Source organism: Aeromonas sp. R5-3, assembly GCF_040908225.1.
Lineage (GTDB): Bacteria > Pseudomonadota > Gammaproteobacteria > Enterobacterales > Aeromonadaceae > Aeromonas > Aeromonas dhakensis.
Genome location: NZ_JBFODH010000019.1, coordinates 161,066 through 184,718, shown reverse-complemented (window position 1 = coordinate 184,718; position 23,653 = coordinate 161,066). Strand labels below are relative to the sequence as shown.

The 23,653-nt window shown below is 63.2% G+C and carries 21 protein-coding genes and 1 riboswitch; of the genes, 11 read left to right on the top strand and 10 right to left on the bottom strand.

What is annotated here, in order from left to right:
• Positions 1 to 376 precede the first annotated feature (376 nt).
• Positions 377 to 916, top strand: coding sequence for an alpha/beta hydrolase YcfP (ycfP, locus tag AB5Y95_RS10525; RefSeq protein WP_005302119.1), 540 nt, complete (start codon positions 377 to 379; stop codon positions 914 to 916).
• A gap of 78 nt (positions 917 to 994) precedes the next feature.
• Complete coding sequence (locus AB5Y95_RS10520; RefSeq protein ID WP_010633673.1) at positions 995 to 2,287, top strand: NAD(P)/FAD-dependent oxidoreductase; 1,293 nt, start codon at positions 995 to 997, stop codon at positions 2,285 to 2,287.
• Positions 2,288 to 2,378: 91 nt separating this feature from the next.
• On the opposite strand, the gene AB5Y95_RS10515 is transcribed toward AB5Y95_RS10520, so the two are convergent.
• The 3 genes from AB5Y95_RS10515 to AB5Y95_RS10505 are packed head-to-tail and all read right to left on the bottom strand — an operon-like array spanning position 2,379 to position 5,447.
• Positions 2,379 to 3,179: a hypothetical protein gene (locus tag AB5Y95_RS10515; protein WP_017782951.1), complete on the bottom strand. Its 801-nt coding sequence runs from the start codon at positions 3,177 to 3,179 to the stop codon at positions 2,379 to 2,381.
• Between the two features lie 45 nt (positions 3,180 to 3,224).
• Entirely contained in the window at positions 3,225 to 4,304 is a 1,080-nt protein-coding gene (locus tag AB5Y95_RS10510; RefSeq protein WP_005302109.1) for an HBL/NHE enterotoxin family protein, read from the bottom strand.
• Positions 4,305 to 4,328: 24 nt separating this feature from the next.
• On the bottom strand, positions 4,329 to 5,447 hold the full coding sequence (locus tag AB5Y95_RS10505; RefSeq protein WP_368160947.1) for a hypothetical protein: 1,119 nt from the start codon (positions 5,445 to 5,447) through the stop codon (positions 4,329 to 4,331).
• A 435-nt stretch (positions 5,448 to 5,882) separates the two neighbouring features.
• Here AB5Y95_RS10505 and AB5Y95_RS10500 point away from each other — a divergent pair, with 435 nt between their 5' ends.
• The 3 genes from AB5Y95_RS10500 (at position 5,883) to AB5Y95_RS10490 (ending at position 8,317) form a co-directional block, all read left to right on the top strand.
• Positions 5,883 to 6,200, top strand: coding sequence for a heavy metal-binding domain-containing protein (locus tag AB5Y95_RS10500; RefSeq protein WP_005302101.1), 318 nt, complete (start codon positions 5,883 to 5,885; stop codon positions 6,198 to 6,200).
• Between the two features lie 166 nt (positions 6,201 to 6,366).
• Positions 6,367 to 7,128: an ABC transporter substrate-binding protein gene (locus tag AB5Y95_RS10495; protein WP_258117151.1), complete on the top strand. Its 762-nt coding sequence runs from the start codon at positions 6,367 to 6,369 to the stop codon at positions 7,126 to 7,128.
• Positions 7,129 to 7,303: 175 nt separating this feature from the next.
• Entirely contained in the window at positions 7,304 to 8,317 is a 1,014-nt protein-coding gene (locus tag AB5Y95_RS10490; RefSeq protein WP_206866841.1) for a S66 peptidase family protein, read from the top strand.
• 89 nt (positions 8,318 to 8,406) lie between these two features.
• On the opposite strand, the gene AB5Y95_RS10485 is transcribed toward AB5Y95_RS10490, so the two are convergent.
• Positions 8,407 to 10,668: an LTA synthase family protein gene (locus AB5Y95_RS10485; protein WP_368160945.1), complete on the bottom strand. Its 2,262-nt coding sequence runs from the start codon at positions 10,666 to 10,668 to the stop codon at positions 8,407 to 8,409.
• Positions 10,669 to 10,922: 254 nt separating this feature from the next.
• Between AB5Y95_RS10485 and AB5Y95_RS10480 the strand changes: the two genes are divergently transcribed.
• Complete coding sequence (locus tag AB5Y95_RS10480) at positions 10,923 to 12,011, top strand: hypothetical protein (RefSeq protein WP_219325548.1); 1,089 nt, start codon at positions 10,923 to 10,925, stop codon at positions 12,009 to 12,011.
• Positions 12,012 to 12,098: 87 nt separating this feature from the next.
• Here the strand turns inward: AB5Y95_RS10480 and lysC are convergent, their stop codons facing one another.
• Both lysC and argA read right to left on the bottom strand, forming a co-directional pair.
• Positions 12,099 to 13,451 carry a lysine-sensitive aspartokinase 3 gene (gene lysC, locus AB5Y95_RS10475; protein WP_368160943.1) on the bottom strand — a complete coding sequence of 451 codons (1,353 nt, stop codon included), beginning with the start codon at positions 13,449 to 13,451 and terminating at the stop codon, positions 12,099 to 12,101.
• An 89-nt stretch (positions 13,452 to 13,540) separates the two neighbouring features.
• Positions 13,541 to 13,765, bottom strand: a riboswitch (Lysine riboswitch).
• 107 nt (positions 13,766 to 13,872) lie between these two features.
• On the bottom strand, positions 13,873 to 15,201 hold the full coding sequence (gene argA, locus AB5Y95_RS10470; protein ID WP_026139042.1) for an amino-acid N-acetyltransferase: 1,329 nt from the start codon (positions 15,199 to 15,201) through the stop codon (positions 13,873 to 13,875).
• Positions 15,202 to 15,460: 259 nt separating this feature from the next.
• On the opposite strand from argA, the gene msrA reads away from it, so the two are divergent.
• Positions 15,461 to 16,093, top strand: coding sequence for a peptide-methionine (S)-S-oxide reductase MsrA (gene msrA, locus AB5Y95_RS10465; protein ID WP_005302079.1), 633 nt, complete (start codon positions 15,461 to 15,463; stop codon positions 16,091 to 16,093).
• A 336-nt stretch (positions 16,094 to 16,429) separates the two neighbouring features.
• Here the strand turns inward: msrA and AB5Y95_RS10460 are convergent, their stop codons facing one another.
• From AB5Y95_RS10460 to AB5Y95_RS10450, 3 genes are read right to left on the bottom strand one after another with little or no spacing between them, the layout of a single operon-like run.
• Entirely contained in the window at positions 16,430 to 16,765 is a 336-nt protein-coding gene (locus AB5Y95_RS10460) for a DUF3802 family protein (protein ID WP_005302076.1), read from the bottom strand.
• A gap of 55 nt (positions 16,766 to 16,820) precedes the next feature.
• Positions 16,821 to 17,309 carry a GNAT family N-acetyltransferase gene (locus tag AB5Y95_RS10455; RefSeq protein WP_368160940.1) on the bottom strand — a complete coding sequence of 163 codons (489 nt, stop codon included), beginning with the start codon at positions 17,307 to 17,309 and terminating at the stop codon, positions 16,821 to 16,823.
• On the bottom strand, positions 17,306 to 17,662 hold the full coding sequence (locus tag AB5Y95_RS10450) for an MmcQ/YjbR family DNA-binding protein (RefSeq protein ID WP_368160939.1): 357 nt from the start codon (positions 17,660 to 17,662) through the stop codon (positions 17,306 to 17,308). Before AB5Y95_RS10450 ends, AB5Y95_RS10455 begins: the two co-directional genes overlap by 4 nt.
• Positions 17,663 to 17,768: 106 nt before the next feature.
• On the opposite strand from AB5Y95_RS10450, the gene AB5Y95_RS10445 reads away from it, so the two are divergent.
• Positions 17,769 to 18,551 (top strand): alpha/beta fold hydrolase, encoded by a 783-nt coding sequence (locus tag AB5Y95_RS10445; protein ID WP_005302068.1) that lies wholly within the window; start codon positions 17,769 to 17,771, stop codon positions 18,549 to 18,551.
• Positions 18,552 to 18,683: 132 nt separating this feature from the next.
• Here AB5Y95_RS10445 and AB5Y95_RS10440 read toward each other — a convergent pair whose 3' ends face one another.
• On the bottom strand, positions 18,684 to 19,589 hold the full coding sequence (locus tag AB5Y95_RS10440; RefSeq protein WP_368160937.1) for a LysR family transcriptional regulator: 906 nt from the start codon (positions 19,587 to 19,589) through the stop codon (positions 18,684 to 18,686).
• A 132-nt stretch (positions 19,590 to 19,721) separates the two neighbouring features.
• Here AB5Y95_RS10440 and AB5Y95_RS10435 point away from each other — a divergent pair, with 132 nt between their 5' ends.
• The 3 genes from AB5Y95_RS10435 to AB5Y95_RS10425 are packed head-to-tail and all read left to right on the top strand — an operon-like array spanning position 19,722 to position 23,653.
• Positions 19,722 to 21,419, top strand: a complete 1,698-nt coding sequence (locus AB5Y95_RS10435; protein ID WP_368160935.1) for an L-lactate permease — start codon at positions 19,722 to 19,724, stop codon at positions 21,417 to 21,419.
• Positions 21,420 to 21,432: 13 nt separating this feature from the next.
• Complete coding sequence (locus AB5Y95_RS10430; RefSeq protein WP_368161062.1) at positions 21,433 to 22,224, top strand: (Fe-S)-binding protein; 792 nt, start codon at positions 21,433 to 21,435, stop codon at positions 22,222 to 22,224.
• Positions 22,217 to 23,653, top strand: coding sequence for a LutB/LldF family L-lactate oxidation iron-sulfur protein (locus AB5Y95_RS10425; protein ID WP_368160933.1), 1,437 nt, complete (start codon positions 22,217 to 22,219; stop codon positions 23,651 to 23,653). Before AB5Y95_RS10430 ends, AB5Y95_RS10425 begins: the two co-directional genes overlap by 8 nt.

The window sequence follows — 23,653 nt, the reverse complement described above, 5'->3', positions numbered from 1 at the left end:
ATCCGGCCACGCAGACGAAGGTCGCCTTCGCGCTGCATCACAGGGGGAGTGCAGGAACCGTGCTCGGTCGGCATGAATGGGGGCCTGTTGGCCCTGTTCATGCGCATTTTTGCAGGCGGGATCACGCTTGACAGCATCGATGGCTGCCAATCGTTTTCCTGCCGGCAGGGGAGGGCTGTCAGATTGGTAGCCCGGTTATCATTTCGGTCGGTCTGGCTCTCAGATTGATAGCCGATGGCGAGCCGGCCCCGCCGCTCTGGTTTCATCAGCAACAGAGGGCGTGATCCAAAGCAAGAAAGTTGGATGTTTTGGTGGCGCAGGGCCCTGCCGCTGGGGTAGTTTCGATAAAACCGACACAGATCCTGAGGTCTTATCCATGATCATCTATCTGCATGGCTTCGATGCCACCAGCCCAGGCAATCACGAGAAAGTGCTGCAGTTGCAGTTTATCGATGATGATGTACGTTTCGTGCACTACAGCACGGTTCACCCCCGTCATGACATGAGCCATCTGCTCAAGGAAGTGAAGAAGCAGCTCGACATGAGTACCGATCCCAAGCCTCTAATCTGCGGGGTGGGACTGGGTGGCTACTGGAGCGAGCGCATTGGCTTTCTGTGCGGCATCAAGCAGGTGATCTTCAACCCCAACCTGCACCCCGAGATCAACATGCAGGGCAAGATCGACCGGCCGGAAGAGTACGAAGATATAGGCACCAAATGTGTGTCTGAGTTTCGTAGTAAAAATTCAGGAAATTGCCTCTGCATCCTTTCCGTTCAGGATGAAGTGCGCGATAATGGCGAAACTGAGCGTGAATTGAAGAATTATTACAACATCGTGTGGGATGAACGAGAGACGCACAAGTTCAAGAACATCTCTCATCACCTGCAGCAGATGAAGGCTTTCAAAGAAGCCTGATTGATCGTCACGTCATGGATTCAACTATCAAGGGAGCCGATGGCTCCCTTCGCTTTAATGGAACCGAGGTAATTAACCATGACCAATATTGTTGTCGTCGGCGGCGGTGCCGGCGGTCTGGAGCTGGCCACCAGCCTGGGCCGCAAGCTGGGCAAGAAGAACAAGGCCAAGATCACCCTGGTTGATCGCAACCGCACCCACCTGTGGAAACCCCTGTTGCACGAAGTGGCCACCGGCTCCATGGACGCGGGCATCGACGCCCTGAGCTACCAGTCTCACGCCAAGAACCACGGCTTCGACTTCCAGCTCGGGACCCTGACCGACATCAAGCGCGACGAGAAACGCATCGTGCTGGCGAAGATCGTCGACGAGAACGGCGACATCGTGGTCAACGAGCGCGAGCTGCCCTACGACTACCTAGTGATGGCCATCGGTTCCGTCTCCAACGACTTCAACACCAAGGGCATCAAGGATCACTGCATCTTCCTGGACAGCCCCTCCCAGGCGCACCGCTTCCACAACAGCATGATGAACCGCTTCCTGCAGTTCGCCACCGAATACCAGCCGGGCGACAAGGTGAAGATTGCCATCGTTGGCGGCGGCGCCACCGGCGTCGAGCTCTCTGCCGAGCTCTACAACGCGGTGGAGCAGCTCTACGCCTATGGCTTCAAGAACCTGACCACCGACAGCCTCAAGGTGACCCTGGTGGAAGCGGGCCCCCGCATCTTGCCGGCTCTGCCGGAGCGCATCAGTGGCGCCGCCCATCAGGAGTTGGTCAAGCTCGGCGTGGACGTGCGCACCGCCACCATGATCACCGAAGCGACCGCCGATGGTCTGCACACCAAGGATGGCGAACTGATTGAAGCGGACCTGATGGTGTGGGCGGCCGGTATCAAGGCGCCGGACTTCATGAAGGATATCGCCGGTCTTGAGACCAACCGCATCAACCAGCTGGTGGTGAAAGAGACCCTGCAGACCACTCGCGACGAGAACATCTTCGTCATCGGTGACTGCGCCGCCTGCCCGCAGCCGGACGGCAAGTTCGTGCCGCCGCGCGCCCAGTCCGCCCACCAGATGGCGACCCAGGCGTTCAAGAACATCCTGGCCAAGATGAACGGTGGCGAGCTCAAGCCCTACCTCTACCACGATCACGGTTCGCTGGTATCCCTGAGCCGCTTCTCCACCGTGGGCAGCCTGATGGGCAACCTGATGCGCGGCTCCATGATGGTGGAGGGCTATATCGCCCGTCTGGTTTACATCTCGCTCTACCGGATGCACCAGATTGCCCTGCACGGCTACATCAAGACCGGCCTCATCATGCTGGTGGGCCGCATCAACCGGGTGCTGCGCCCGACCCTGAAGCTGCACTAAGCCGCCTGGGGCAAACGTGCCGGGACTACAATGACCCCGCGCACCATAAAAAAGGAGAGGCCTTGGCCTCTCCTTTTTTATTGCGGTCGTATCAGGAGGCGTCCACCTGCAGGGTGCGCACCTCGGTGAGGGCGGCGGTGAAGAAGAGCCGCGCCAGTTCCGGATCCCCTTGCCCGGCATCGCGGGCGACGTTGGCAATGTCGCCGCCGAGCAGGGTGATGGTGTTGCCCACCTTGCTCACCCGATCGATGAGGGAGCCAAATTGCTGGGAGAAGGCCGTTGTCTGGCCGAGGAAGCCCTGCTGGCGCTGGATCTGCCCCTCAATCTGGTTCACCTGTCCCTCCAGGCTGCTCACCTTGTTCTGGGTCTGCGTCAGGGTGACGGCCAGGGCGATGAGGCCAGGCAGCCCCAGTAGTCCCAGCCCCAGCAGGTAGAGCTTCTTCTTGTTGAGGGAGTCCAGCTCCTGCCGGGCGCCGGCCAGGTTGGACTGCAGCCCGGCGATGGTGGCCTGCAGCTCCACGCCGATCCGCTGCAACGCTATGTTGTCCTGCGTGATGCGATCGTTGGCCGCCTGGCTGGCAGTCAGGGTCTGGGCGGTCAGGGTCTGGATGGGGGCGATCTCCTGCTGGACCTGATCGACAAACGCCTTGAGGGCGTCGGGGTTGAAGGGGCCGGTATTGGCCAGCTGCTGGGTCAGTTGCGTTTCCAGGCGGCCAGCAAACGCCAGCACCTGCTGCTGCATGGTTTGCACCTGGGGCAGCAGGGCCGCGACCACCTCACCGACGTTCTGCTGGATGTTGACGGCGTTTTGCGGCAGCCCGCTGAAGGACTGAATGGTCGCTTCGGCCTGCTGCATGTTGGCAATGGATTGGGAAAGAATGCCGTTGCTCATGGGGTCTCCTTATAAAAGAGGGCGGCCAGGCCGCCCTCCCGTGGGTTAGGCGGCCAGGCGCGCCACGAAGTTGGCGATGGTGTCGGTCTGCGGCACTTGCAGCGGGCTCACGCCGGCCATCTGGGCCTTGATGGTGGTCACGTCGGTGAGCACCGTCTTGACCGTGGTGTCGGCGGCGGTCAGCCAGAGCTGGCGGATGTCGTCGCCGCTGGTGATCCCCTTGTCCAGATCGGTGATCAGGCTGCCCAGATCGGAGGTGAGGGCGTCCCAGGCGTTGCTCATCTGGGTGGCCGCGGTGACGGCGTTTTGCGCCTGCACCTGCAGCCCCTTGTAGCCGTTGCCGATCTGGGTGGCGATCAGTACCTCGCTGTTGAGGTTGCTGCGTTTCTGGTACAGGTCCTGGCGGGTACCGAGGGAGTTGTGCAGCACGATGGCGCCAGCCGTGATGCCGCCGGCCCCGGCCACCATCATGGCGACCCCGCCGATGACCACCGGGGTCGAGGTGCCGGCGGTGACGAAGTCAGCCACGGCGCCGATGGCGGTGACGAAGGCGCCGCCAATCACCAGCAGCCCCCCGGCGACGATGCCAGCGATGGCGCCGTCGATGGCCGCGTTCACCTTGTCGATGTCACCGTTGAGCTGGGCGAGTACCCCGTTGTCCCCCTGCACCTTGCTGTTGAGGTTCACCACTATGCCCTGGAAGTTGCTGGAGTCGGTGATGAGGTTGTTGTTGAGATTGACGATCACCAGCCGGGTGTCGGCGGAGAGCCGTTGATACTCGGTAGCCTGCTCCTTGATGACGCTCAGTTGCCTGAGCCATTGCGCCTTGGTGGAGCCGGGCGGCAGCACGGCCGGAATGGCGTTTTGCAGGGCAAAGTAGTTGGAGATGTTGCTGATGTTGGTGATGATCTGCGGCTGGACGGTATTGAGATAGAGGTCGGCGTGCCCCTTCGCCAGATCGAGCCCCTGGTTGATCTGGGTCTGGTTGTCCTTGAGGTTCGGGAACTGGCTGAAGTCCACCGGCACCTGCTGCTTGACGCTGTTGCAGTAGGTCTGGATCTGCAGGGCCTGGGAAGCCTGGTTGGCCATACCCTGGTCCATGGTGATGGTTGTTGCGTTGGTCATTTGGCGTGTCCTTGCGTGGTGGGATTAAGCGTCGGGCAGGATGCCGTTGCCGGCGTAGGCTGCCTTGATGTCGTCAACCTGGCCCGCGAGCAGCAGCCAGGACTGGGTGTTGAGCGCCACGGTGCGTCGCAGCTGACGCACATCGTCGGGGCTGTTGAGGTCGGCTACCACGGGCACCGCCCCTTGGTAGGCATCGGCCACCTTCTGCCAGCCAGCAGGCAGCTGGGTGACGGCATCGGCAACCCGGCTGTAGGTGTCGACAAACAGCTGGTTTTGCGCCTGCACCGACTTGGCCACGCTCAGCAGGGTGTTGGTGGCGGCCAGCGCCTGGTAGGCCTCGGCCAGTTTGTCGGTGTTGGTCTTGAGCTCGCGGGCCGCCAGGCTGGAGCCGGCAATGCCCGATGAGATCGCCTTGAGACCGGAGACCATGTACTGGGTCTGCTGGTCTGTCTGTTTGGCTATCTCCTGCGACGTGGCGGGTTTGGCCTCCTTGTCGGCCGGTTTCTGTTCCAGCGTCAGCGAGGTGACGATGGCCCGCCCCAGCTGGTTGACCCCTTCACCGGCCTTGCCACCCTCATCGACGATGGCCTGGATATTGGCGGCAATCGCCTGGTTGAGGGCATCAATGATCTCGGTCTGGCGCTTGGCATCGGCCATCAGATCCTGCTCGAGCTGGGTGATGACGCCATTGAACTGCTCCATCAGGGGGCGCAGGGATCCCCAGGCCACCTGCACGCGGGTATTGAGTGCCTGGGCATTGAGCCGATAGCTCAGGGCCTGATCGGCGAGAGACGTCAGCTGCTCGGCCAGCCGGGCGCGCCCCGCGAGCACGGCGGCGTCTTCTTCCTGGCCAAGCAGGCGATTGAACGCGGCGACCAGGGCGTAGAAGTTGGAGCCGTTGCTCAGCAGGTGGATGAGGCCGGACAGGTTGGTCTGCTGGTAGTAGCGTGCCTGACTCATCATCTGGGCCTGGTAGGCCTCGATTTTGACCGCGAGGATTGAGTCGATCTCGCTGTTGGCCAATGACTGCTGCATCAACAACAAGTTCGCATAGGTCTGGTTGAGCAGGGCGGGCGAGGTCGCCGACAGGTAGTCTGCCAGCAGACCCTGATCCCCCAGATCCAGGGTGGCGATCGTGGTCATGACATGGTCTCCATGGTGGTGTCGGCGAGCTGGCTGGCGGGGGAACATACCCCCGGTGCGAGGGTGGGGTGAGGTAGTCGGGTATCCTGCTGCATCATGCTGCTCTCCTCGTGAGAAGTGGGTCTGTCTCCGGTCCATGGCCGGGACAGACTCACCCTAGGGAAAGGCAAAATGAGCCACAACTGACACTTTTGTCACTTGATGTTTGAGCCGGATCGGCTAATGAAAGGGGCTGTCGGAGCAGGCCATGCGACGGCTCGATGTCGCCTTTCGTCGTTGAATATGGACAGGTGCCACGTCGTCGACGCGCACGGGATCCGTGCTGGCAGGCCCGCGCCGCCATGCTCCGCCAGGGGCGAACCGGGTCTCCCTGCTTGCCTGCGCCCCCTTGGCTGCTTTAGGCTGTCCCCCAGTTCAATCCACAAGGAAACCCAGATGATCCTCTCAACTACCCCCACCCTGGAAGGCAAGACCATTCGCGAGTACCGCGGCATCGTGGTGGGTGAAGCCATTCTTGGCGCCAACGTGTTCAAGGATCTGTTTGCCGGGATCCGCGACATCATCGGCGGCCGCGCCGGCGCCTATGAGAAAGAGCTGGCCCGGGCCCGGGAAATCGCCTTCGACGAGCTCAGGGAGCGCGCCGCGGCGCTGGGGGCCAATGCGGTGGTCGGCATCGACATCGACTACGAGGTGGTGGGGCAAAGCGGCAGCATGCTGATGGTCAGCATCAGCGGGACCGCCGTGTTGGTCTGACGCCTTGATGCAATAAAAAACCGGCAACCTGTTGCCGGTTTTTTATTGCGGCCTTCCCAGCGGATGGGGGATGCCAGCGCCCTGACATGCACCTGTCCGCCTGCCTGTATTGTGTTGTTCGCGTCCATCATACTCATGACAAGAGAGTCAGCTCGAGGGTGCAATCATGCTCCATATTCTGCGCTGGGTATTGCTGTGGTGCTGGCTGGGGAGCGCCATGGGGGCCACCATTCAGGCGGTGACGGAGGAGCTCCCCCCATACAACTATCGGGACAAGGACGGCCAGGTGACGGGGCTGTCGGTGGATCTGCTCAAGCGAATGCTGGAGGTCAGCGGCATCGGGCTCGACCGCAAGGGCATCCAGCTCCTGCCTTGGGCGCGGGCCTATCAGATGGCGCAATATGACCCCAATACCGTCATCTTCAGCATGATAAGGCTGCCCGAGCGCGAGGCGCTCTTTCATTGGGTCGGCCCTATCGGGCCTCGCGTCACCTGGGTGTATCGCCTGGCAAAACGCGACGATGTGGTGGGCCATCAGCTGGCTGACCTGGCCCCCTGGCGGATCGCGGTGGTACGCGACTCGGCGCTGGCCATCGAACTGGCGGAGAAAGGGCTCAATCTGGTGCTGGTGCACGACGAGGACGACAAGTTTCGCATGCTGCTGCACGGCAGGGCCGACGTCGCGCCAGCCATGCAGATGGGGGCCGCCTACCACATAGAGACCTTGGGCCATCACTACTCGGAGTTTGTCCCCATGTTTGAGTTTCAGGAGACCAAGTCGTTCTATTTTGCCTTCAGCCGCAACACGGATGCCGTCATTATCGAAGGCCTGCAGGCGGCGCTGGAGCAGATGCACCGCGATGGCTCCTTTGACGAGATAAGCCAGGCATGGGGGCGTCGCTTCTGGGTTCAGCCGGCGGGCAAGTGAGCCGCGCTATCTCCCATGCGGGTCTCGACTTCGTGATCACCAGCCGGGTGGCGTCGGTTACTACCTGATCTGCCATCTTTTCTTGGTGCCTTGACGGCCATATCATGGCTATTATGAGTCCTTTCTTGTGGCTGCCATGCCCTGGATGGCCAGATCTGGAACAGGACCGTTTGCGATGACAATACTCAAGCCGCCGGGGCTCAAGCCCGGCGATACCATCGGCTTTTTCTCCCCCTCCAGTGCGGCCACTGCCTGGGCGCCAAACCGCTTTGCCCGTGCCGGGGCGTTTCTGGAAGGGCAGGGCTTCAGACTCAAGGCGGGCAGCCTCACCGGCCAGCGCGATCACTGGCGCTCCGGCTCCATCGCCGCCCGGGCTGCCGAGCTCAATGCCCTCATTCGCGATCCAGAGGTGCGCTGCATCATGTCGGTGATTGGCGGCAGCAACTCCAACTCCCTGCTGCCCTATCTCGATTTTGATGCGCTCATGCGCGACCCCAAAATCATCATTGGCTACTCCGACGTGACGGCCCTGCTGCTCGGCATTCATGCCCGCACCGGCCTGGTCACCTTCTACGGACCGGCGCTGGTGGCCTCTTTTGGCGAGCTCTCGCCGCTGGTGGACGAGACCCTGGCGGGCTTTCGCCAGATCTGCCAGGCCGGTGGCGCCGCCGTGCCTCACACAGTGCCGACCCCGGCGCAATGGACCGAGGAGCGGCTTGACTGGGAGCAGCAGAGCCGGGCCAAGCAGTGCCGGTCAAACCGGCTGATCTCGGTGGGCACAGGTCGGGTGCGGGGCCGGCTCATTGGCGGCAACCTCAACACCCTAGCGGGGATCTGGGGCTCCCCCTATATGCCGGCCATCGAGCAAGGGGACATTCTGCTGCTGGAAGACAGCCTTCATCTGGCAGAGACGGTGGAGCGCTCGTTTGCCCACCTCAAGCTGTGCGGGGTGTTTGATCGCATCGGTGCCCTGGTGCTCGGCAAACACGAGCTGTTCGACAGTCAGGGCAGCGGCCGGCGGCCGCTCGACATCCTGCTGGAGGTGGTGGGGGAGCCGACCTTCCCCATTCTGGCGGAGTATGACTGCGCCCACACCCACCCCATGCTGACCCTGCCCCTTGGCATCGAGGCCGAACTGGATCTCGAGGCCCAGAGTCTCACCCTGTGCGAGCCCTGGCTCGGCGAGTGAGCCCGCTTTGGCTGCCATCGCCGTATCGACAAATAGACAAAGAGGTCGCCTGGGCGACCTCTTTGTCATCTGTCCCGCGATAGCGGGGCTCAGGGCAGGGCGTCGGGCCGGAAGCTGGCGCGGATCTGCGGCACCAGGGGTGAGACGTCGAATCCCTTCTCTTCTCCCAGTACCGGGTGGAGCAGGGCCAGATCCGGGATGGGGGTCATGTCGCCTGCCAGCAGCTGACGAGTGGCCTGGCCCATCTGATAGAGCTGGCGCACCGGGGCAAACTGGGTCGCCAGATTGAGGGGGTCATCGGCGCGGGCAAAGGCCATCATGGGGATCTGGTAGCTGGCATCGCGGGGCGGTGTGGCGCCGTGGATGCCCTTGCCGGCGGACATCAGGAACGGCTGGTGATCGCCAAACGCCACCACCAGGTAGCGTTTGCCTGAGCGATCCAGGCTGGTGAGCAGATGCTCCAGCGACGCCATGGCATCCACCACGCCGGTGTAGTAGGTGTTGAGCAGCTGGCGATCGGCGTCGCTCTGATCCGGGCAGGCCTTGTCGAGCTGCTGGGCCTGGTAGCGATCCCCGTCGAAGGGGCCGTGCCCCTGCATGGTGACCGCGTAGGCGAACAGCGGCTGCTCATCCTGCTCGCTGCGCTTGAGCAGGTGGTCGATCAACGCATCATCCGAGATATAGAGCCCCTTATGCTCGAGCGTGGTGAAACGGTTGTCGAACCAGCGCTCTTCGTAGCCAAGGGCCGGGATCGCCTTGGCGCGGCCCCAGAACTTCTCCACATAGGGGTGGGCAAACAGGGTCCGGTAGCCGCTTTGCTTCGCACTCTGCGCCAGGCCCGGCACCTGCTCCGAGAGGTAGTAGTAGGGTACCACCCCCTGCTTGAGCAGCCCCACCGGCAGACCGGTGTTCATCTCGAACTCCGCCAGCACCGTCATGCCGCCGGTGGTGGGGGAGTGGATGGTCTTGTGCCACTGCTGCACGCTGGCCGGCAGGCTCAGGGTGGGGGGCGGCGCGCAGATCTTGCCCTGCCAGCCGAGCCAGAGGGATTCATATTGCAGCACGATCACCAGATCGAAGCGGGGCGGCTGGTTCAGGCTGACATGGCTGAGCTGAGGGGTGAACTCGTTGATCTGCAAGGGATAGCGAAACACGCTGCCGCTTTGCAACATCTCGTCCACCAGGTTGAACAGATAGAGGCCGGGCCCCGAGCGGATGATGTCCCTGTGGTAGTTGACCGCTCTGTCCACGTAGCGAATGTTGGGCCCCAGCAGCTTGTTGCCGGTCTGGGTGGCAAACACGCACAGCGCAAAGAAGGCGGCGGTGGCGGCGGCGATGCGCAGCACCCAGCGTGACAGGGCGAAGCGCCAGCACAAGAAAAGGGCGAGTGCACCGCCCAGCAGCGGCAGCACAGGATGCTGCTCCAGCAGAATGCGCAGCAGTGCCACCAGGTTGCCGAGATCGTCCCCCCCGAGAGGTACCCCGTAGATGGCGATCTTCATGAAATTCGCCAAGAGGCCGATTCCGGAGAGGGCGGTGAACACCAGCCCCATATAGAGGTTGAACCCCGCCAGTGCGCAGAGGCTCCAGCCCAGCACCATGCTGCCCCAGGCGAGGTAGTAGTGCTCTGGGCGAAAGCCTGACCAGAGCAGAAATTCCCCTAGCTTGAACACCACGAAGCCGTGCAGCAGCACGAAGGTGAGGTTGCCGAGCAGCAGGCTGCCGGCGATGCGCCAGCGCAGATTGCGCCTGAGGGTGGGCAGCACCACCTTCAGCACGGCGGCACTCAGGGCCAGCACCAGCAGCAGACTGGTACAGAGATAGGTGAGGTTGAAGCCTCGCTCCGGCAGGGTCTGCAGGATCTGGCTGAACTCGCCGCTCTCGGGCCTCTCCTTGAGCAGCAGGCCGATCCGCAGCTGATAGCGGCTGGCCAGGGCGTCGTCGGGGGCGCGCAGGGTGCTGTTGAGATCCAGGGTGCAGCGCCCCTTGCGGCACTGCTGGCGCTTGTCCACCGGCTGGCTCAGCTGATCGATGCGCTCGCCCCTGTCGTTGAGCAGCTCCACCCTGACCTTGTCCCCCTCCTGCAGCGGCCCCCGCAGCTGCCACTGGCTGCGAACCACCAGATAGAGACCGCGGCTGTCGCTCTTGTAGAGCAGGGCGTGACGGGTGAGGGTGGCGATGGGGTTGTCCGCCGGCCCCAGCACCAGCGGCTGGGCCCGGCCGAGCCAGCTGGCGGGATTGATCTGCGGCAGCAACAGGGTGAGCAGCAGCAGCGCGGCCAGCATGGCGAGCAGCAGGGCGGGGAGACCGGAGACCCTGGCTGGCAAGCGCGCTGAAGTGGGGGCTTTCATATGGGCTCATCCTTTGAGCGAGTGACGGTGATGCATGGCTGCTGCATTTAATTTGACCCGATGGTGATGGGCTTGTTCCTTGTTGTCAATTTAATGACCAAACAATGAAGGTTGCGTGACAGTGGATCCATGCAAACTGTGATCCCGATCCGGGGGGCATACTCATTCTGTGATGAAAGCGTCATCATGGCGCTTTGCCGCTGGTCTGCTCCAGCCTTGCTGCTTAGTCTCTCAATATGGATGGAGGTACATGTATGAATCCCAAAGTAGCGGCACGTCAGGCAAGGTTGCTCCGCATGCTGGAGAGCAAGGAGGAAATCCGGATCGGGCGCGAGCAGGACTGTCCCCTCTCGGTGGCCCAGCTGGTGCGTCTCAAGGAGGATCATCCGGCCGTGCTCAAGGTCTATCGTCACGGCCTCACCGCCGAGGTGTTCCACCTCAAGGTGGAGGGACATCACTGGTGCCTGAAGCGGCGCCGGCACGACTCTCTGGTGGCTAACGTGGACGGAAGAACCGCCTTCCTGACCGAGCTGGAGCGCCGCCGGGAGATAGAGGCCCTGCGGGAGTTGCACCCCACCATCCTGGCCAATGTGGTCTGCACCAGCTTTGGCTCGGCCCGGGCCGGGGTGCTGGTCTCCCCCTGGCTGCGAGGCGTGCCGGTGCATGATCTCAATGAGCGCAACCTGGCGCAGATGCTGGCGGTGCAGGCGGAGCTGGCCCACTGGGGCTGGTTCGACTGGGATCCGAGCCCCGGCAACCTGCTGGATGACGGTCAGCAGATCAGCGTGTTCGACTTTGGCTACATGTGGCCCTTCGATCCCCGCCATGAATTCAACTCCAACGGCCTCACCGATCCCGGTTTTCACGTACCTGAACGGCTGGAGACCCGCACCCTCTCGGGCCTGTGGCTAGACGAGCCGGATCCGCTGCCGCAGTTTCGCTACTGGCGCGGCCTGTGCGTCAATTGGGCGCAGCGGGAGCTGCAGCACCTGACTCGGGAGGGGGCGAGTGCGCCGGTGCTGGCCCGCTTGCAAGGGCTCTTGGGGGAGTGGCGATCGGCGCTGGCCAGCGAAGAGGCGCTCGCCGCCAACTGGTGGCGCGACATGTATCGCAGCCACCGGCTCGACATTGCCGACGATCTCAGCGGCAAGAGCTGTGGCCCGCTCACCCTGCGCCGGCTCGACTGGCTGGAGCAGGCGGTGACCGAACATTACGCCGAACTGGCGGACAACCTGGGCCCCGACGAGGCGGGGCTGGATCAGGGGGCGCTGCTGCGCCGGCTGGAAGAGCTGCGTGAGGAGATCCGGGCCAACCTGCTGCCGGCGCTGACTACGGCGGGCTAGGGAAGATCATCGTTTATCCAGAAATCACCCTATATAGAAAGAGGGGCCCGGCGGCCCCTCTGTTGATCCTGGCGAGCTGTCTGCCCCTTAGTCGAGCAGCTCCTGATGGAGGCGGTTGACGATGTGGCCCGCCTCGTCCTCCTTGACCAGGAAGCAGAGGTTGTGGGCGCTGGCGCCGTAACAGATCATGCGAATGTTGTGTTCGCGAATGGCGTCAAAGACCTGACTGCCCACCCCGACCGCCTCGCTCATCCGGTTGCCGATGAGCGCCACCAGCGCCAGTCCCGTCTCCACCTGCACCTTGCACAGCTGGCCGAGCTCCGCCAGCACCTTGTCATTGAGGATGGGTTCGCCGTTGCTCTGGCTGCCGGTGTGATCCAGGGTCAGCGACACGCTCACCTCGGAGGTGGTGATGAGATCCACCGAGATGCGGTGGCGGGCCAGGATGCCGAACACCTCGGCCAGGAAACCGTAGGCGTGGAACATGTTGAGGCTGTGCAGGGTCACCAGCACCTGGTTGCGGCGTAGGGCCACGGCGCGAAACAGCGGATTGGTGCGGGTGCTGGCGCGGATCCAGGTGCCGCCGGCGGCCAGATCCTTGGCAGAGCCGACAAACACCGGAATGTCGCGGCGCACCGCCGGCTGCAAGGTGGCCGGGTGCAGCACCTTGGCGCCGAAGGTGGCCATCTCGGCCGCCTCGACGAAGCTGATTTCTGGGATGGGGCGGGCGCGGGTGACCAGGCGCGGATCCGTGGTGTAGATGCCGGGCACGTCGGTCCAGATCTCGATGGAGCCGGCATCGAGCGCCTCAGCCAGGAGGGCTGCGCTGTAGTCGGAGCCGCCGCGGCCCAGGGTGGTGGTGCGGCCATCGCCGTCGGCACCGATAAAGCCCTGGGTGATGATGAGGCTGTCGCCAAGCTGGGGGCCCAGCGTCTGCTGGCAGAGGTCACGGGTGGCGGCCAGATCCACGCTGGCCTTGCCAAAGCGGCTGTCGGTGCGCAGCAGCTGGCGCACATCTTGCCAGCGGGCCTTGACGCCGCGCTGGCGCAGCAGCTCGGTAAAGAGGCGGGTAGACATCAGCTCGCCGCAGGCGATGAGCCTGTCGGCCAGCTCGGCATCGGTACGCAGATGGGCCTGGCGCGCCATGGTGCGGATCTCGTCGAGCTGGTCGTGGATCTGGGCACTCACGTCGCCCGGGTGGCCAAGGTCGGCCAGAATGGCCTGCTGGATCTCGGCCAGTCTGGTCAGCTGCGCCTCCTGGCCCGCCTCGTCCAGATCGCCTTGGGCCAGTGCCACCAGCAGGTTGGTGACGCCGGCGCTGGCGCTCAGCACCACCACCCGGGTGGCCGGGTTGGCCAGCACCACGTCGGCGCAGTTGTTCATGGCTGCCGCGTTGGCGACGCTGGTTCCGCCAAACTTGGCGACATTGATCGGGCTCATTGCTTACTCCTGTCTTAATATGAAAATCCGGTTCCATCGGGCAAAAAGAGAGGAGGAGGCTGAAAATGGCAGGAATGATCGAAACTATCCCGGCCAGAAGCACTCCACCCGCAGAGCCCATCCCGTACCCGCCCCTGACGGGGCGCGGTGGGGGATGACCACTACCGATGACAACCCGGGGGATTCAGCCCCCGCAGCCGACACTGAGGTATCCAGTTGCCTCAGATGTCTCGGCGCTGCTCCCCCTGACCCAAGTTCACCGGACACTGGTGTCCTCCCTCGGGCTGCCTGGGCAGCGCTCCTCTTCTGGCTCCACCAGGGCGGTGGAGTGCATTTAGAAATACCTTGCGTTGGATTGCACTGTCAATCGAGTTTGTGAAAAAGTTCAAAAAGTCAGCCAACTCAACACAGAATCAATGAGTTACACAATGGTCTTGGACAAAACCTTGGAGCGACGCTGCCAGTTGTAGAGGCGCTGGCGTTCAACCGGCAGATCTTCCACCTCCAGCGGATCGAAGCCACGTTCCCGGAACCAGTGAATGGAGCGGGTGGTGAGCACGAACAGGCGACGGATGCCGAGCCGTTTGGCCCGCTCGGCCACCTTGGCCACCAGCTGATCCCCCCGGTTGGAGTTGCGGTAGTCGGGGTGGATGGCGACGCAGGCCATCTCCGCCATCGCCTCTTCCATGAAGCAGTAGAGCGCTGCGCAGCCGATGATGAGGCCGTCGCGCTCTATGATGGTGAATTTGTCTATTTCCATCTCCAGCTGCTCGCGGGAGCGGCGCACCAGGATCCCTTCCTCCTCCAGCGGACGGATGAGATCCAGGATGCCGCCGATGTCCTCTATGGTGGCGGCGCGCGCCTGCTCGGCGCTTTCCCGCACTATCTGGGTACCGAGGCCGTCGCGGCTGAACAGCTCCTGCAGCATGGCGCCGTCATCCTGATAGCTCACCAGGTGGGAGCGGGGCACGCCGCCGCGGCAGGAGGCGATGGCCGCGCGCAGATAGCGGGCGGTGCCGGACATCTCTTCCCCCGCCTGCTCCAGCTCCACCAGCAGCTCCTCGGCCTGCTCGGGGAAGAGCTCGGAGATGGCCTCGCCGTGGCGGTCCATCACCCCCTGGGTGCTGCTGAAGCAGATGAGCTTGTCCGCTTTCAAATCCACCGCCACCCGGCGGGCCACCTCTTCCGAGCTCAGGTTGAAGCTCTCGCCGGTGACCGAGCAGCCGATGGGGGAGATGAGCACCAGGCTCTTCTGATCGAGCTGACGGGTGATCCCCTCCACGTCGATGCGGCGCACCCGGCCGCTGTGGCAAAAATCGATGCCGTCATCCACCCCGAGCGGCTGGGCGGTGACGAAGTTGCCGCTCACCACGCTGATGCGGGCACCTTGCATCGGTGTGTTGGCGAGCCCCATGGAGAGCTGGGCCGTGATGTCGTACTGCAAGCCGCCGCACACCTGCTTGATGATGGCGAAGCTCGCGTCATCGGTGACCCGGATCCGCTTGTGGTACTGGGCCTCGATGCCGGCGCGGGCCAGCGCCTCGTCGTTTTGCGGGCGGGAGCCGAAAACCAGTACCAGGCGAATGCCCAAGGTCTGCAGCAGGGCGATATCGCTGACGATGTTGGCAAAATTGGGGTGGCAGAGGGCTTCCCCCCCCATCATCAGCACGAAGGTGGCACCTCTGTGCACATTGACGTAGGGGGTTGACTGCCGAAAGGCATAGACCAGGCTGGGTTCGCGTTCACGCACTTGAGGCTTCTTCCATAAAAAAACAGCAATGGGCTCAATATATGAAAATAAATGCACAAATCAAGACTAAATATTGATTTGGCATGATTTTGTCATCACGGTGGTCAGGTTGGTCGAACGGTGGCGATACCAGGCGGGACAGGGGGGGCAGCGGTGTGGCGGTGCGCCTCAGGTTGATCCCGGCCCATAAACTGTTATCTTCGATATTCCTTTTCGTCAGCTGTGCGATCGCACAGGTTTTTATACAAGGACAGGGTGCATGGAACAGATTATTTCGCCGGCAGACGCGCTGCCGGGACGCCGCGAGGCGATGGTGATTGGCCAGCAGCATGCGGTCAATGGTCACCCGACTCAAGGCCCCTGGCCTGAAGGGATGGCGGTGGCCTGGTTTGGCATGGGCTGCTTCTGGGGCGTGGAGCGCCTGTTCTGGCAACAGCCAGGGGTCTACTCCACCGCTGCCGGCTATCAGGGGGGGGTGACCCAGAATCCCACCTACAAGGAGGTGTGCAGCGGATTGACCGGCCATGCCGAGACGGTGCAGGTAGTGTTCGATCCCAAGGTGATCAGTTACGGCGATCTGCTCAAGCTGTTCTGGGAGCAGCACGATCCGGCCCAGGGGATGCGCCAGGGCGGCGATATAGGCACCCAGTACCGCTCCGTCATCTTCTTCGGGGACGACACCCAGGAGGCCATCGCCCAGCAGAGTCTGGCCGCCTATCAGCAGGCGATGCTGGCCAGCGGCGACGGCCGCGCCATCACCACCCGCATTCTGCCGCTGGCCCCCTTCTATTACGCCGAGGATTACCATCAGCAATATCTGGAGAAGAATCCGGACGGGTATTGCGGCCTGGGTGGCATCGGCGTCTGCCTGCCGCCGAGCCTCAACCGCTAGGGCAAGATGACGGGTATCTGTGACTCGTTATTGTTTGTGAAAAGAAAAAGGCCGCCTTTGCGGCCTTTTTATCGGGCTTTGTCAGGAGAGTGAAAAAATCATAAAAAAATGTGTCATGGAAAGGAACTTATTTGAACCAGGCTTGCCCAACTTGGTAGCCACCATGGACGGCGGCCAAGACCAGACACATTTCTTGCCTCGAAATTCATAAAAGTCATTGAAAAACTTGATGAGTTGAAATGCTAGCAAGCAGGGCTGCCAATGAAGGCGGCCCTTTTCATTTCTACGGTGCGAAGAATGGTGGGAGAGCGGCGACGCGAACGTTCGCCACGGCGCTCAGCTGATGGCGCCGTCAAACAGGTTCTTGATGAGATCGATGAACTCTTCGAGGAAGGCTTTCTGCTCCGGGGTCGGGGCGCGCAGCCAGACGGCAGAGAGCACCTCTTCCAGATCGGCCACCACCGCATCGGCTTCCTGCATGATCACGAAGCGCAACTTGGGATCGAGCTGCGGATTCTGCTCGCAGATGGCCATCAGGTTGCCGGCCACCCGGCTGCTCACCAGATCTTCGATGGTCTGTTCACCACTGCTCTGTTGCTGGGTTTCAAACAGTCCCAGACTCTCCACCAGATACTCAATCAGGGCGATATAGCCTTCGCTTTCTACAACCATGGCGGCCTCAATCCTCAACAATACGGAAAAACTGTGCGTATTTTAGTGGCTGGACCTAGCTTGGCAAGCGACAGTGCAGGCGATAACGGATAAAATCGACGCCGCCGCGCTCCACGCTCTCCAATCCGGTCAGCTCAAAGCCATACCGTAAAAATAGCCCATAGCTGAAGGCGCTGGCCTCTGTCGTCAGCTGTTTGAGTCCGAGTCGTTGCGCCTCGGCAAGGGCCGCGGCCAGCAGCAGGCCGCCATAGCCAAGGCGCGGGTGATCGGCGCTCACATAGAGCAGGCTGAGGTGGCCATCCTGGCTCAGGGTCACGAAACCGAGCGGCTCGCCGCTTTGCTCCAGTACCCAGCCGTGGTGCTCGCGCAGCTGGCCGACAAAGCCGGGATGACGGGCGCCGAGGGCCCACTGCTCCACCTGCTCCGGGCTGTAGTGCTGCGGGCCTATCCTTCGCACCGACTGCTCGAACAGGGTGCAAAGGGCGGGGATGTGCTGCTCGTTCAGCCGGACGAGCCTGGGCGCTGTCGCCATGGCGGGGCTCATCGCTGGGGTGCCTGCGGGCGCTTGGCCTTGGGCAGACCGGCCACCACCCGCTCGTAGGAGTGATGCACCCAGCCCTGCCAGAGATCGTCGGCCAGGCCATCGTTGAAGGTGACCGTGTTCCAGTGTTGCTTGTTCATGTGCCAGCCTGGTTTGACCTCGGGGTGCAGTTCGCGCAGCAGCAGGGCCAGCTCGGGTTCGCACTTGAGGTTCAGCCGCAGCGGCTCGGCCTGCCAGTCCAGCAGGGCAAACATCTTGCCGGCGATGCGATAGACCAGGATCTCTGGGCCGAAGGGGGTATCCTCCTGAGCGCCCGGCAGGGTCAGCAGAAAGGATCTCAAACGGGTCAACTCCATGGTCATGCTCCTGGCTGCTTGCGGTGCAAACGTATTAGTCGGGTGAAAAAATCTGCTAAGATGCGCGCCTACTATACCCCAATGCCGTCGATGAGGGAGTCGCAAGATGCTGTATCACAAGACCTTCGAGCTGGGTCCCGAGCGGGATTGGGTAGTCTTCGTGCACGGGGCGGGCGGCAGCTCCTCCATCTGGTTCAAGCAGCTGCGGGCCTATCGCGAGCACTTCAACGTGCTGCTGCTGGACTTGCGCGGCCACGGCCAGTCCCACAAGCTGCAGCAGGTGATCAAGGGTCACTACAGCTTTCGGGCGGTGACCGAGGATATCCTGCAACTGCTCGATCACCTCAACATTCGCCGCGCCCACTTCGTCGGCATCTCCCTTGGCACCATCCTCATTCGCCATCTGGCGGAGCTTTGCCCCGAGCGGGTCAAGAGCATGGTGCTGGGCGGCGCCATTTTGCGCCTCGACATCCGCTCGCGGGTGCTGGTGCAGCTCGGCCGCCTCGGCCAGCACATCCTGCCCTACATGTGGCTCTACCGGCTGTTTGCCTTCATCATCATGCCGCGCCAGCACCATCAGGAGTCGCGCAACCTCTTCGTGCGCGAGGCGCGCAAATTGTGCCAAAAAGAGTTCAAGCGCTGGTTTCGCCTCGCCACCGAGGTGAACCCCCTGATGCGCTATTTCAAGGAGCGGGCCCTGCCCATTCCCACCCTCTATGTGATGGGGGAGGAGGATCACATGTTCCTGGCGCCGGTGCGCGAGCAGGTGGCGCGCGACCCCTACAGCCGGCTCGAGATCATCGACGGTTGCGGCCACGTCTGCAATGTGGAGCGGCCCGAGCACTTCAACCGCCAGTCGCTGGCCTTTCTCACCGCCCAACCCGGCTGAGCCGGCGCCAACCGCCTGCTTGAGGCGACCCTGGTGGCTTGAGCCAGCGCGCTGAAGGGGAGGCCATGTTAGGTAACGCTGCTGCCCGGGTCAAAAAGCCCCCCGTTGACACGGGATGAGCGCCATCCCCCGTCAGCCAAAGTAGTGGGCGATATCGAGGTAGCGCTGGCGGATGTGCTCGATCAGCAACCTGATCTTGCGCGGCGGCTGGCGGGTAAAGGGGTAGACGGCGTAGATCCCGAGTTTCTTGCCCACCTGATCGGGGAAGAGATCCACCAGCTCGCCATTCATCAGGTCGTGATAGACCAGGCAGCGCGGCACATAGACGATGCCGCGCCCCCCCAGCGCCGCCTTGCGCAGGGCCCCCGCGTTGTCGGTGCAAAAACTGCCCGACACCGACAGCAGATAGTTGCCCTCTTCCCCCTTGAAGGCCCACTCCGAGGCCCCCGTGCTTTGGTAGGCGTAGCGCAGGCAGTTGTGGGTGAGCAAATCCGACGGCTCGCGCGGCGCGCCGAAGCGGCGCACGTAGGCGGGGGCGGCGCAGATCACCCACTGGGAGTCGAGGATGTGGCGGGCAATCAGGCTCGAATCATCCAGATAGCCGGTGCGAATGACCAGATCGAACCCCTCTTCCACCAGGTTGACGAAGCGATTCTCCAGCGACATCTCCACCGTGAGCCCCGGGTGTTGCTGGCAAAAGTCGGCCACCGCATCGGCCAGCAGCAGCTCGCCGGAGATGGTGGGCACCGACATCCGCACATGCCCACTCACCTTTTCACCAAATCCCGCCACCGCATCGAAGGCGTCCAGTGCGGCGGCCTTCACATTTTTGGCACCCTGATAGAGCTCCTTGCCCGCCTCGCTCAGGGTGAGCCGGCGGGTGGTGCGATAGAGCAGCTGCACCCCGAGCTCTTCCTCCAGGCGCCCGATCCGTTTGCTAACCACTGAATTTGTCAGGGAATTTTGCTCGGCCACCTTGCTGAAGGAGCCGGCCTCCACCACCTGGGCGAAGAGAATGAGGTCGTCGGTACTGGTCATATTTATCGATTTTTGGAACTAATGTTGTTCATTATTTCCATATATCACGAAAAAAGAACAGGGTAAGGTCACGTCCGCTTAACAAAACAACAACAAGGTGCGCCTCTGCACCGCTCGGACAAGGACGCAATGATGACAGACACCCTGTTGGCCCTGGTGGCCTTCTCGCCGATCGTGGTGGCCGCCGTGCTGCTGGTCGGTCTCAACTGGCCCGCCAAGCGCGCCATGCCCATCGCCTTTATCCTGACCGTATTCATCGCCCTGTGGGGCTGGCAGATGAGCCCGACCCGGGTGCTCGCCTCCAGCCTGCAGGGGCTCATCATCACGGTGACCGTGCTCTGGATAGTGTTCGGCGCCATCCTGATGCTCAACACCCTCAAACACACAGGTGCCATCAGTGCCATTCGCGGCGGTTTCACCAACATCTCGCCAGACCGGCGCATCCAGGCCATCATCATCGCCTGGTGCTTCGGCGCCTTTATCGAAGGGGCGTCCGGTTTTGGCACCCCGGCCGCCATCGCCGCCCCCCTGCTGGTGGCCATCGGCTTTCCGGCGCTCGCCGCCGTGCTGCTCGGCATGATGATCCAGTCCACCCCGGTGTCGTTTGGTGCGGTGGGTACCCCCATCCTGGTGGGCATCAACAAGGGGCTGGATAACCAGGCCATCGGCCACACCCTGAGCGCCGGCGGCAGCAGCTGGGACATCTACCTGCAGCAGGTGACCACCAACGTGGCCCTCATTCACGCCACCGTCGGCACCCTGATGCCGGTGCTGATGGTGATGATGCTGACCCGCTTCTTCGGCCGCAATCGCAGCTGGACCGAGGGGCTCTCCATCCTGCCGTTTGCGATTTTCGCGGGGCTCGCCTTTACCGTGCCCTATGCCCTCACCGGCATGCTGCTTGGCCCCGAGTTTCCGTCCCTCATCGGTGGCCTGGTGGGGCTGGCCCTGGTGGTAACGGCGGCGCGGGCCGGTTTTCTGGTGCCAAAAAACAGCTGGGATTTCACCCCCGAAAACGAGTGGCCCGCCGAGTGGCTGGGCTCCCTCAAGCTCGATCTCAAAGAGGCCGCCGGCCGCCCCATGTCCCTGCTGCTGGCCTGGCTCCCCTATGTGGCGCTGGCGCTCCTGCTGGTGGCGAGCCGGGTGAGCCCGGAGTTCAAGGCAAGCCTGTTGTCGGTGAGCCTCGCCTTCACCGATCTCTTGGGAGAGAAGGGCGTGAGCGCCTCCATTGAGCCGCTCTACCTGCCGGGGGGCCTGCTGGTGCTCTGCGCCCTGCTCGCCACCCTCATTCAGGCCCGCGCCCTGGCGCCCCTCGGCCGCGCCGTGAGCGAGTCGAGCCGCACCCTGATCGGCGCCGGCTTCGTGCTGATCTTCACCGTGCCCATGGTGCGCATCTTCATCAACTCCGGCGTCAACGGGGCGGATCTCGCCAGCATGCCGGTGACCACCGCCAACTTTGCCGCCGGGCTCGTCGGGGAGTTTTTCCCGGCCCTGAGCGCCACCATAGGCGCGCTGGGGGCCTTTATCGCCGGCTCCAACACGGTGTCGAACATGATGTTCAGCCAGTTCCAGTTTGAGGTGGCGCAGACCCTCGGCGTCTCCACCGCCGCCATGCTGGCGTTGCAGGCCGTGGGCGCAGCGGCTGGCAACATGATTGCCATCCACAACGTGGTGGCGGCCTCGGCCACCGTGGGCCTCTTGGGGCGCGAGGGGGCGACGCTGCGCAAGACGGCGCTGCCGACCCTCTACTACCTGCTGGCCACAGGCCTTATCGGGTTGGCGCTCATGTACAGCTTCCATGTCTCGGACGCACTGCTGCAGTTGAAGTAAAGGAGAGCAAGTGATGAAGGTAATGCGGGTCTATCCGGCCAAGCCGGCCGATGTCTATCTCTACGCCACCTGTCTGGTGGACCTGTTCGACCCGGTGGCGGGGCTCGATGCCATCGTCCTGATCGAGCGGGAAGGGATAAGGGTGCACTTTGTCGAGAAGCAGACCTGCTGCGGCCAGCCGGCCTACACCTCGGGTCATGAGGAGGAGGCGCGCAAGGTGGCGCAAAGTCAGATGGCGCTCTTCCCCGAGCCCTGGCCCGTGGTGGTGCTGTCGGGCTCCTGTGGCGGCATGATGCACCACCACTATGCGCGCCTCTTTCCAGAGAGCCGCGAGGTGGCGGCGTTTTGCGAGCGGGTGTTCGAACTCACCGAATTCCTGACCCGGGTCTGCCGGGTGCGTTGGCGCACAGTGGGGGAGGCGAACATCGTCATGCACACCTCCTGCTCGGCCAGGCGCGAGATGCAGGTGCACACCATGGCCCGCAGCCTGCTGGGGCAGCTCGAGGGTGTCACCCTGCACGAGCAGGCCTACGAGAGCGAGTGCTGCGGCTTTGGCGGCACCTTCTCGGTGCGTCATCCCCACATCAGCCAGGCCATGGTGGAGGACAAGACCCGCCACCTGCTGGCCACCGGCGCCGACACCCTGGTGAGCGCCGACTGGGGGTGCCTCTTGAACATCAAGGGATCCCTGGCCTATCAGGGCAAGACGCTCCCTGCCACCCATCTGGCCAGCTTCCTGCTCGCCCATAGCGAGCCGGTGGCTCAGGGCTTACAAGCGCAAAAACAGGGGGCTAATCATGAGTGATCACGCCAAGTATTCGCCACGCCGCTTCCATCCCCAGGCCGAGGCGGCCCTGGCCGACCCCGTGCTGCGCCAGAACTTTCGCGGCGCCATGGATTATCTGCGCGCCAAGCGCCGCGATGCCTTCGCCGACCCTGCCGAAGAAGCGGCGGTGCGCGATGCGGCGGAGCAGATTCGCCAGCGCTGCCTCTCGCGCCTGCCCGATCTTTTGGTGCAGCTCGAAACCAACTGCGAGCGCAACGGCATCCGGGTGCACTGGGCCCAGACGCCGGCCGAGGCCAATGCCATCATCCTTCGCATCGCCCAGCAACACGGGGTGAGCTCCATCGTCAAGGGCAAGTCCATGGTGAGCGAGGAGGTAGGCTTCAACCACGAGATGGCGCGTCACGGCATCCGCTGCCTTGAGAGCGACATGGGGGAGTTTATCGTCCAGCTCGACGGCGACACCCCGTCCCACATCATCATGCCCGCCATCCACAAGAACAAGCAGGAGGTGAGTGACACCTTTGCTGGCAATCTGGAAGGCTTCACCCCTACCACCGACGTGGACGAGCTGATCCAGACCGGACGGCGGGCCCTGCGCGAAGAGTTTCGCCGCGCCGGCATGGGGCTGTCGGGGGTCAACTTCGCGGTGGCCGAGACTGGCAGCCTCTGTCTGGTGGAAAACGAGGGCAACGGGCGCATGTGCACCACTGTGCCGAAAGTCCACGTGGCCATCACCGGCATCGAGAAGGTGGTGGAGTTTTTATCCGACGTGCCGCCCCTCTACAGCGCCCTGACCCGCTCGGCCACCGGCCAGGCCATCACCACCTACTTCAACGTCATCAGCGGCCCGCGCCGGGCAGGGGAGCTGGATGGCCCGGACGAGGTGCACCTGGTGCTGCTCGACAACGGCCGCAGCCAGGCCTATCGGGACGAGGAGCTGCGCAAGACCCTGCAGTGCATCCGCTGCGGTGCTTGCATGAACCACTGCCCGGTCTACACCCGCATCGGCGGCCATGCCTACGGCACCATCTACCCGGGCCCCATCGGCAAGATAGTCTCCCCCCACCTGCTGGGGATCGAGAGCACCCAGGATCTGGTGACCGCCTCGAGCCTGTGCGGCGCCTGCGGCGAGGTGTGCCCGGTGCGCATCCCCATTCCCGACCTGTTGCAGCGCCTGCGCCGGGAGGCCAAACACGACGCACTGCCCGGTCACGAACCGCTGGCGGGGCAGGGGGCGGCCAAGAGCCGGCTAGAGACCCTTGCCATGCAGGGCTTTGCCTTTGCCGCCACCCACCCGCGCCTCTATCACGCCGCGACCGGTGTGGCCGGTCGCCTGCGGGGCTTGATGCCCAAACACTTGGGCCCCTGGACCCAGTGCCGCGAAGCCCCCAAACCCGCCCCCCAGAGCCTGCACGCCCTGCTGCGCCAGAAGAAGAAGGAGTCCTGA

What these genes read in the sequence shown, in the direction of transcription:
- AB5Y95_RS10435 (WP_368160935.1), top strand. Translation starts at nt 19,722, where the DNA reads ATGACAGACACCCTGTTGGCCCTGGTGGCCTTCTCGCCGATCGTGGTG.
- AB5Y95_RS10505 (WP_368160947.1), bottom strand. Translation starts at nt 5,447, where the DNA reads ATGACCACGATCGCCACCCTGGATCTGGGGGATCAGGGTCTGCTGGCA.
- AB5Y95_RS10520 (WP_010633673.1), top strand. Translation starts at nt 995, where the DNA reads ATGACCAATATTGTTGTCGTCGGCGGCGGTGCCGGCGGTCTGGAGCTG.
- lysC (WP_368160943.1), bottom strand. Translation starts at nt 13,451, where the DNA reads ATGAGCCCGATCAATGTCGCCAAGTTTGGCGGAACCAGCGTCGCCAAC.
- AB5Y95_RS10490 (WP_206866841.1), top strand. Translation starts at nt 7,304, where the DNA reads ATGACAATACTCAAGCCGCCGGGGCTCAAGCCCGGCGATACCATCGGC.
- AB5Y95_RS10480 (WP_219325548.1), top strand. Translation starts at nt 10,923, where the DNA reads ATGAATCCCAAAGTAGCGGCACGTCAGGCAAGGTTGCTCCGCATGCTG.
- msrA (WP_005302079.1), top strand. Translation starts at nt 15,461, where the DNA reads ATGGAACAGATTATTTCGCCGGCAGACGCGCTGCCGGGACGCCGCGAG.
- AB5Y95_RS10495 (WP_258117151.1), top strand. Translation starts at nt 6,367, where the DNA reads ATGCTCCATATTCTGCGCTGGGTATTGCTGTGGTGCTGGCTGGGGAGC.
- AB5Y95_RS10450 (WP_368160939.1), bottom strand. Translation starts at nt 17,662, where the DNA reads ATGGAGTTGACCCGTTTGAGATCCTTTCTGCTGACCCTGCCGGGCGCT.
- AB5Y95_RS10425 (WP_368160933.1), top strand. Translation starts at nt 22,217, where the DNA reads ATGAGTGATCACGCCAAGTATTCGCCACGCCGCTTCCATCCCCAGGCC.
- AB5Y95_RS10485 (WP_368160945.1), bottom strand. Translation starts at nt 10,668, where the DNA reads ATGAAAGCCCCCACTTCAGCGCGCTTGCCAGCCAGGGTCTCCGGTCTC.
- AB5Y95_RS10500 (WP_005302101.1), top strand. Translation starts at nt 5,883, where the DNA reads ATGATCCTCTCAACTACCCCCACCCTGGAAGGCAAGACCATTCGCGAG.
- AB5Y95_RS10430 (WP_368161062.1), top strand. Translation starts at nt 21,433, where the DNA reads ATGAAGGTAATGCGGGTCTATCCGGCCAAGCCGGCCGATGTCTATCTC.
- AB5Y95_RS10455 (WP_368160940.1), bottom strand. Translation starts at nt 17,309, where the DNA reads ATGAGCCCCGCCATGGCGACAGCGCCCAGGCTCGTCCGGCTGAACGAG.
- AB5Y95_RS10460 (WP_005302076.1), bottom strand. Translation starts at nt 16,765, where the DNA reads ATGGTTGTAGAAAGCGAAGGCTATATCGCCCTGATTGAGTATCTGGTG.
- ycfP (WP_005302119.1), top strand. Translation starts at nt 377, where the DNA reads ATGATCATCTATCTGCATGGCTTCGATGCCACCAGCCCAGGCAATCAC.
- AB5Y95_RS10445 (WP_005302068.1), top strand. Translation starts at nt 17,769, where the DNA reads ATGCTGTATCACAAGACCTTCGAGCTGGGTCCCGAGCGGGATTGGGTA.
- AB5Y95_RS10440 (WP_368160937.1), bottom strand. Translation starts at nt 19,589, where the DNA reads ATGACCAGTACCGACGACCTCATTCTCTTCGCCCAGGTGGTGGAGGCC.
- AB5Y95_RS10510 (WP_005302109.1), bottom strand. Translation starts at nt 4,304, where the DNA reads ATGACCAACGCAACAACCATCACCATGGACCAGGGTATGGCCAACCAG.
- AB5Y95_RS10515 (WP_017782951.1), bottom strand. Translation starts at nt 3,179, where the DNA reads ATGAGCAACGGCATTCTTTCCCAATCCATTGCCAACATGCAGCAGGCC.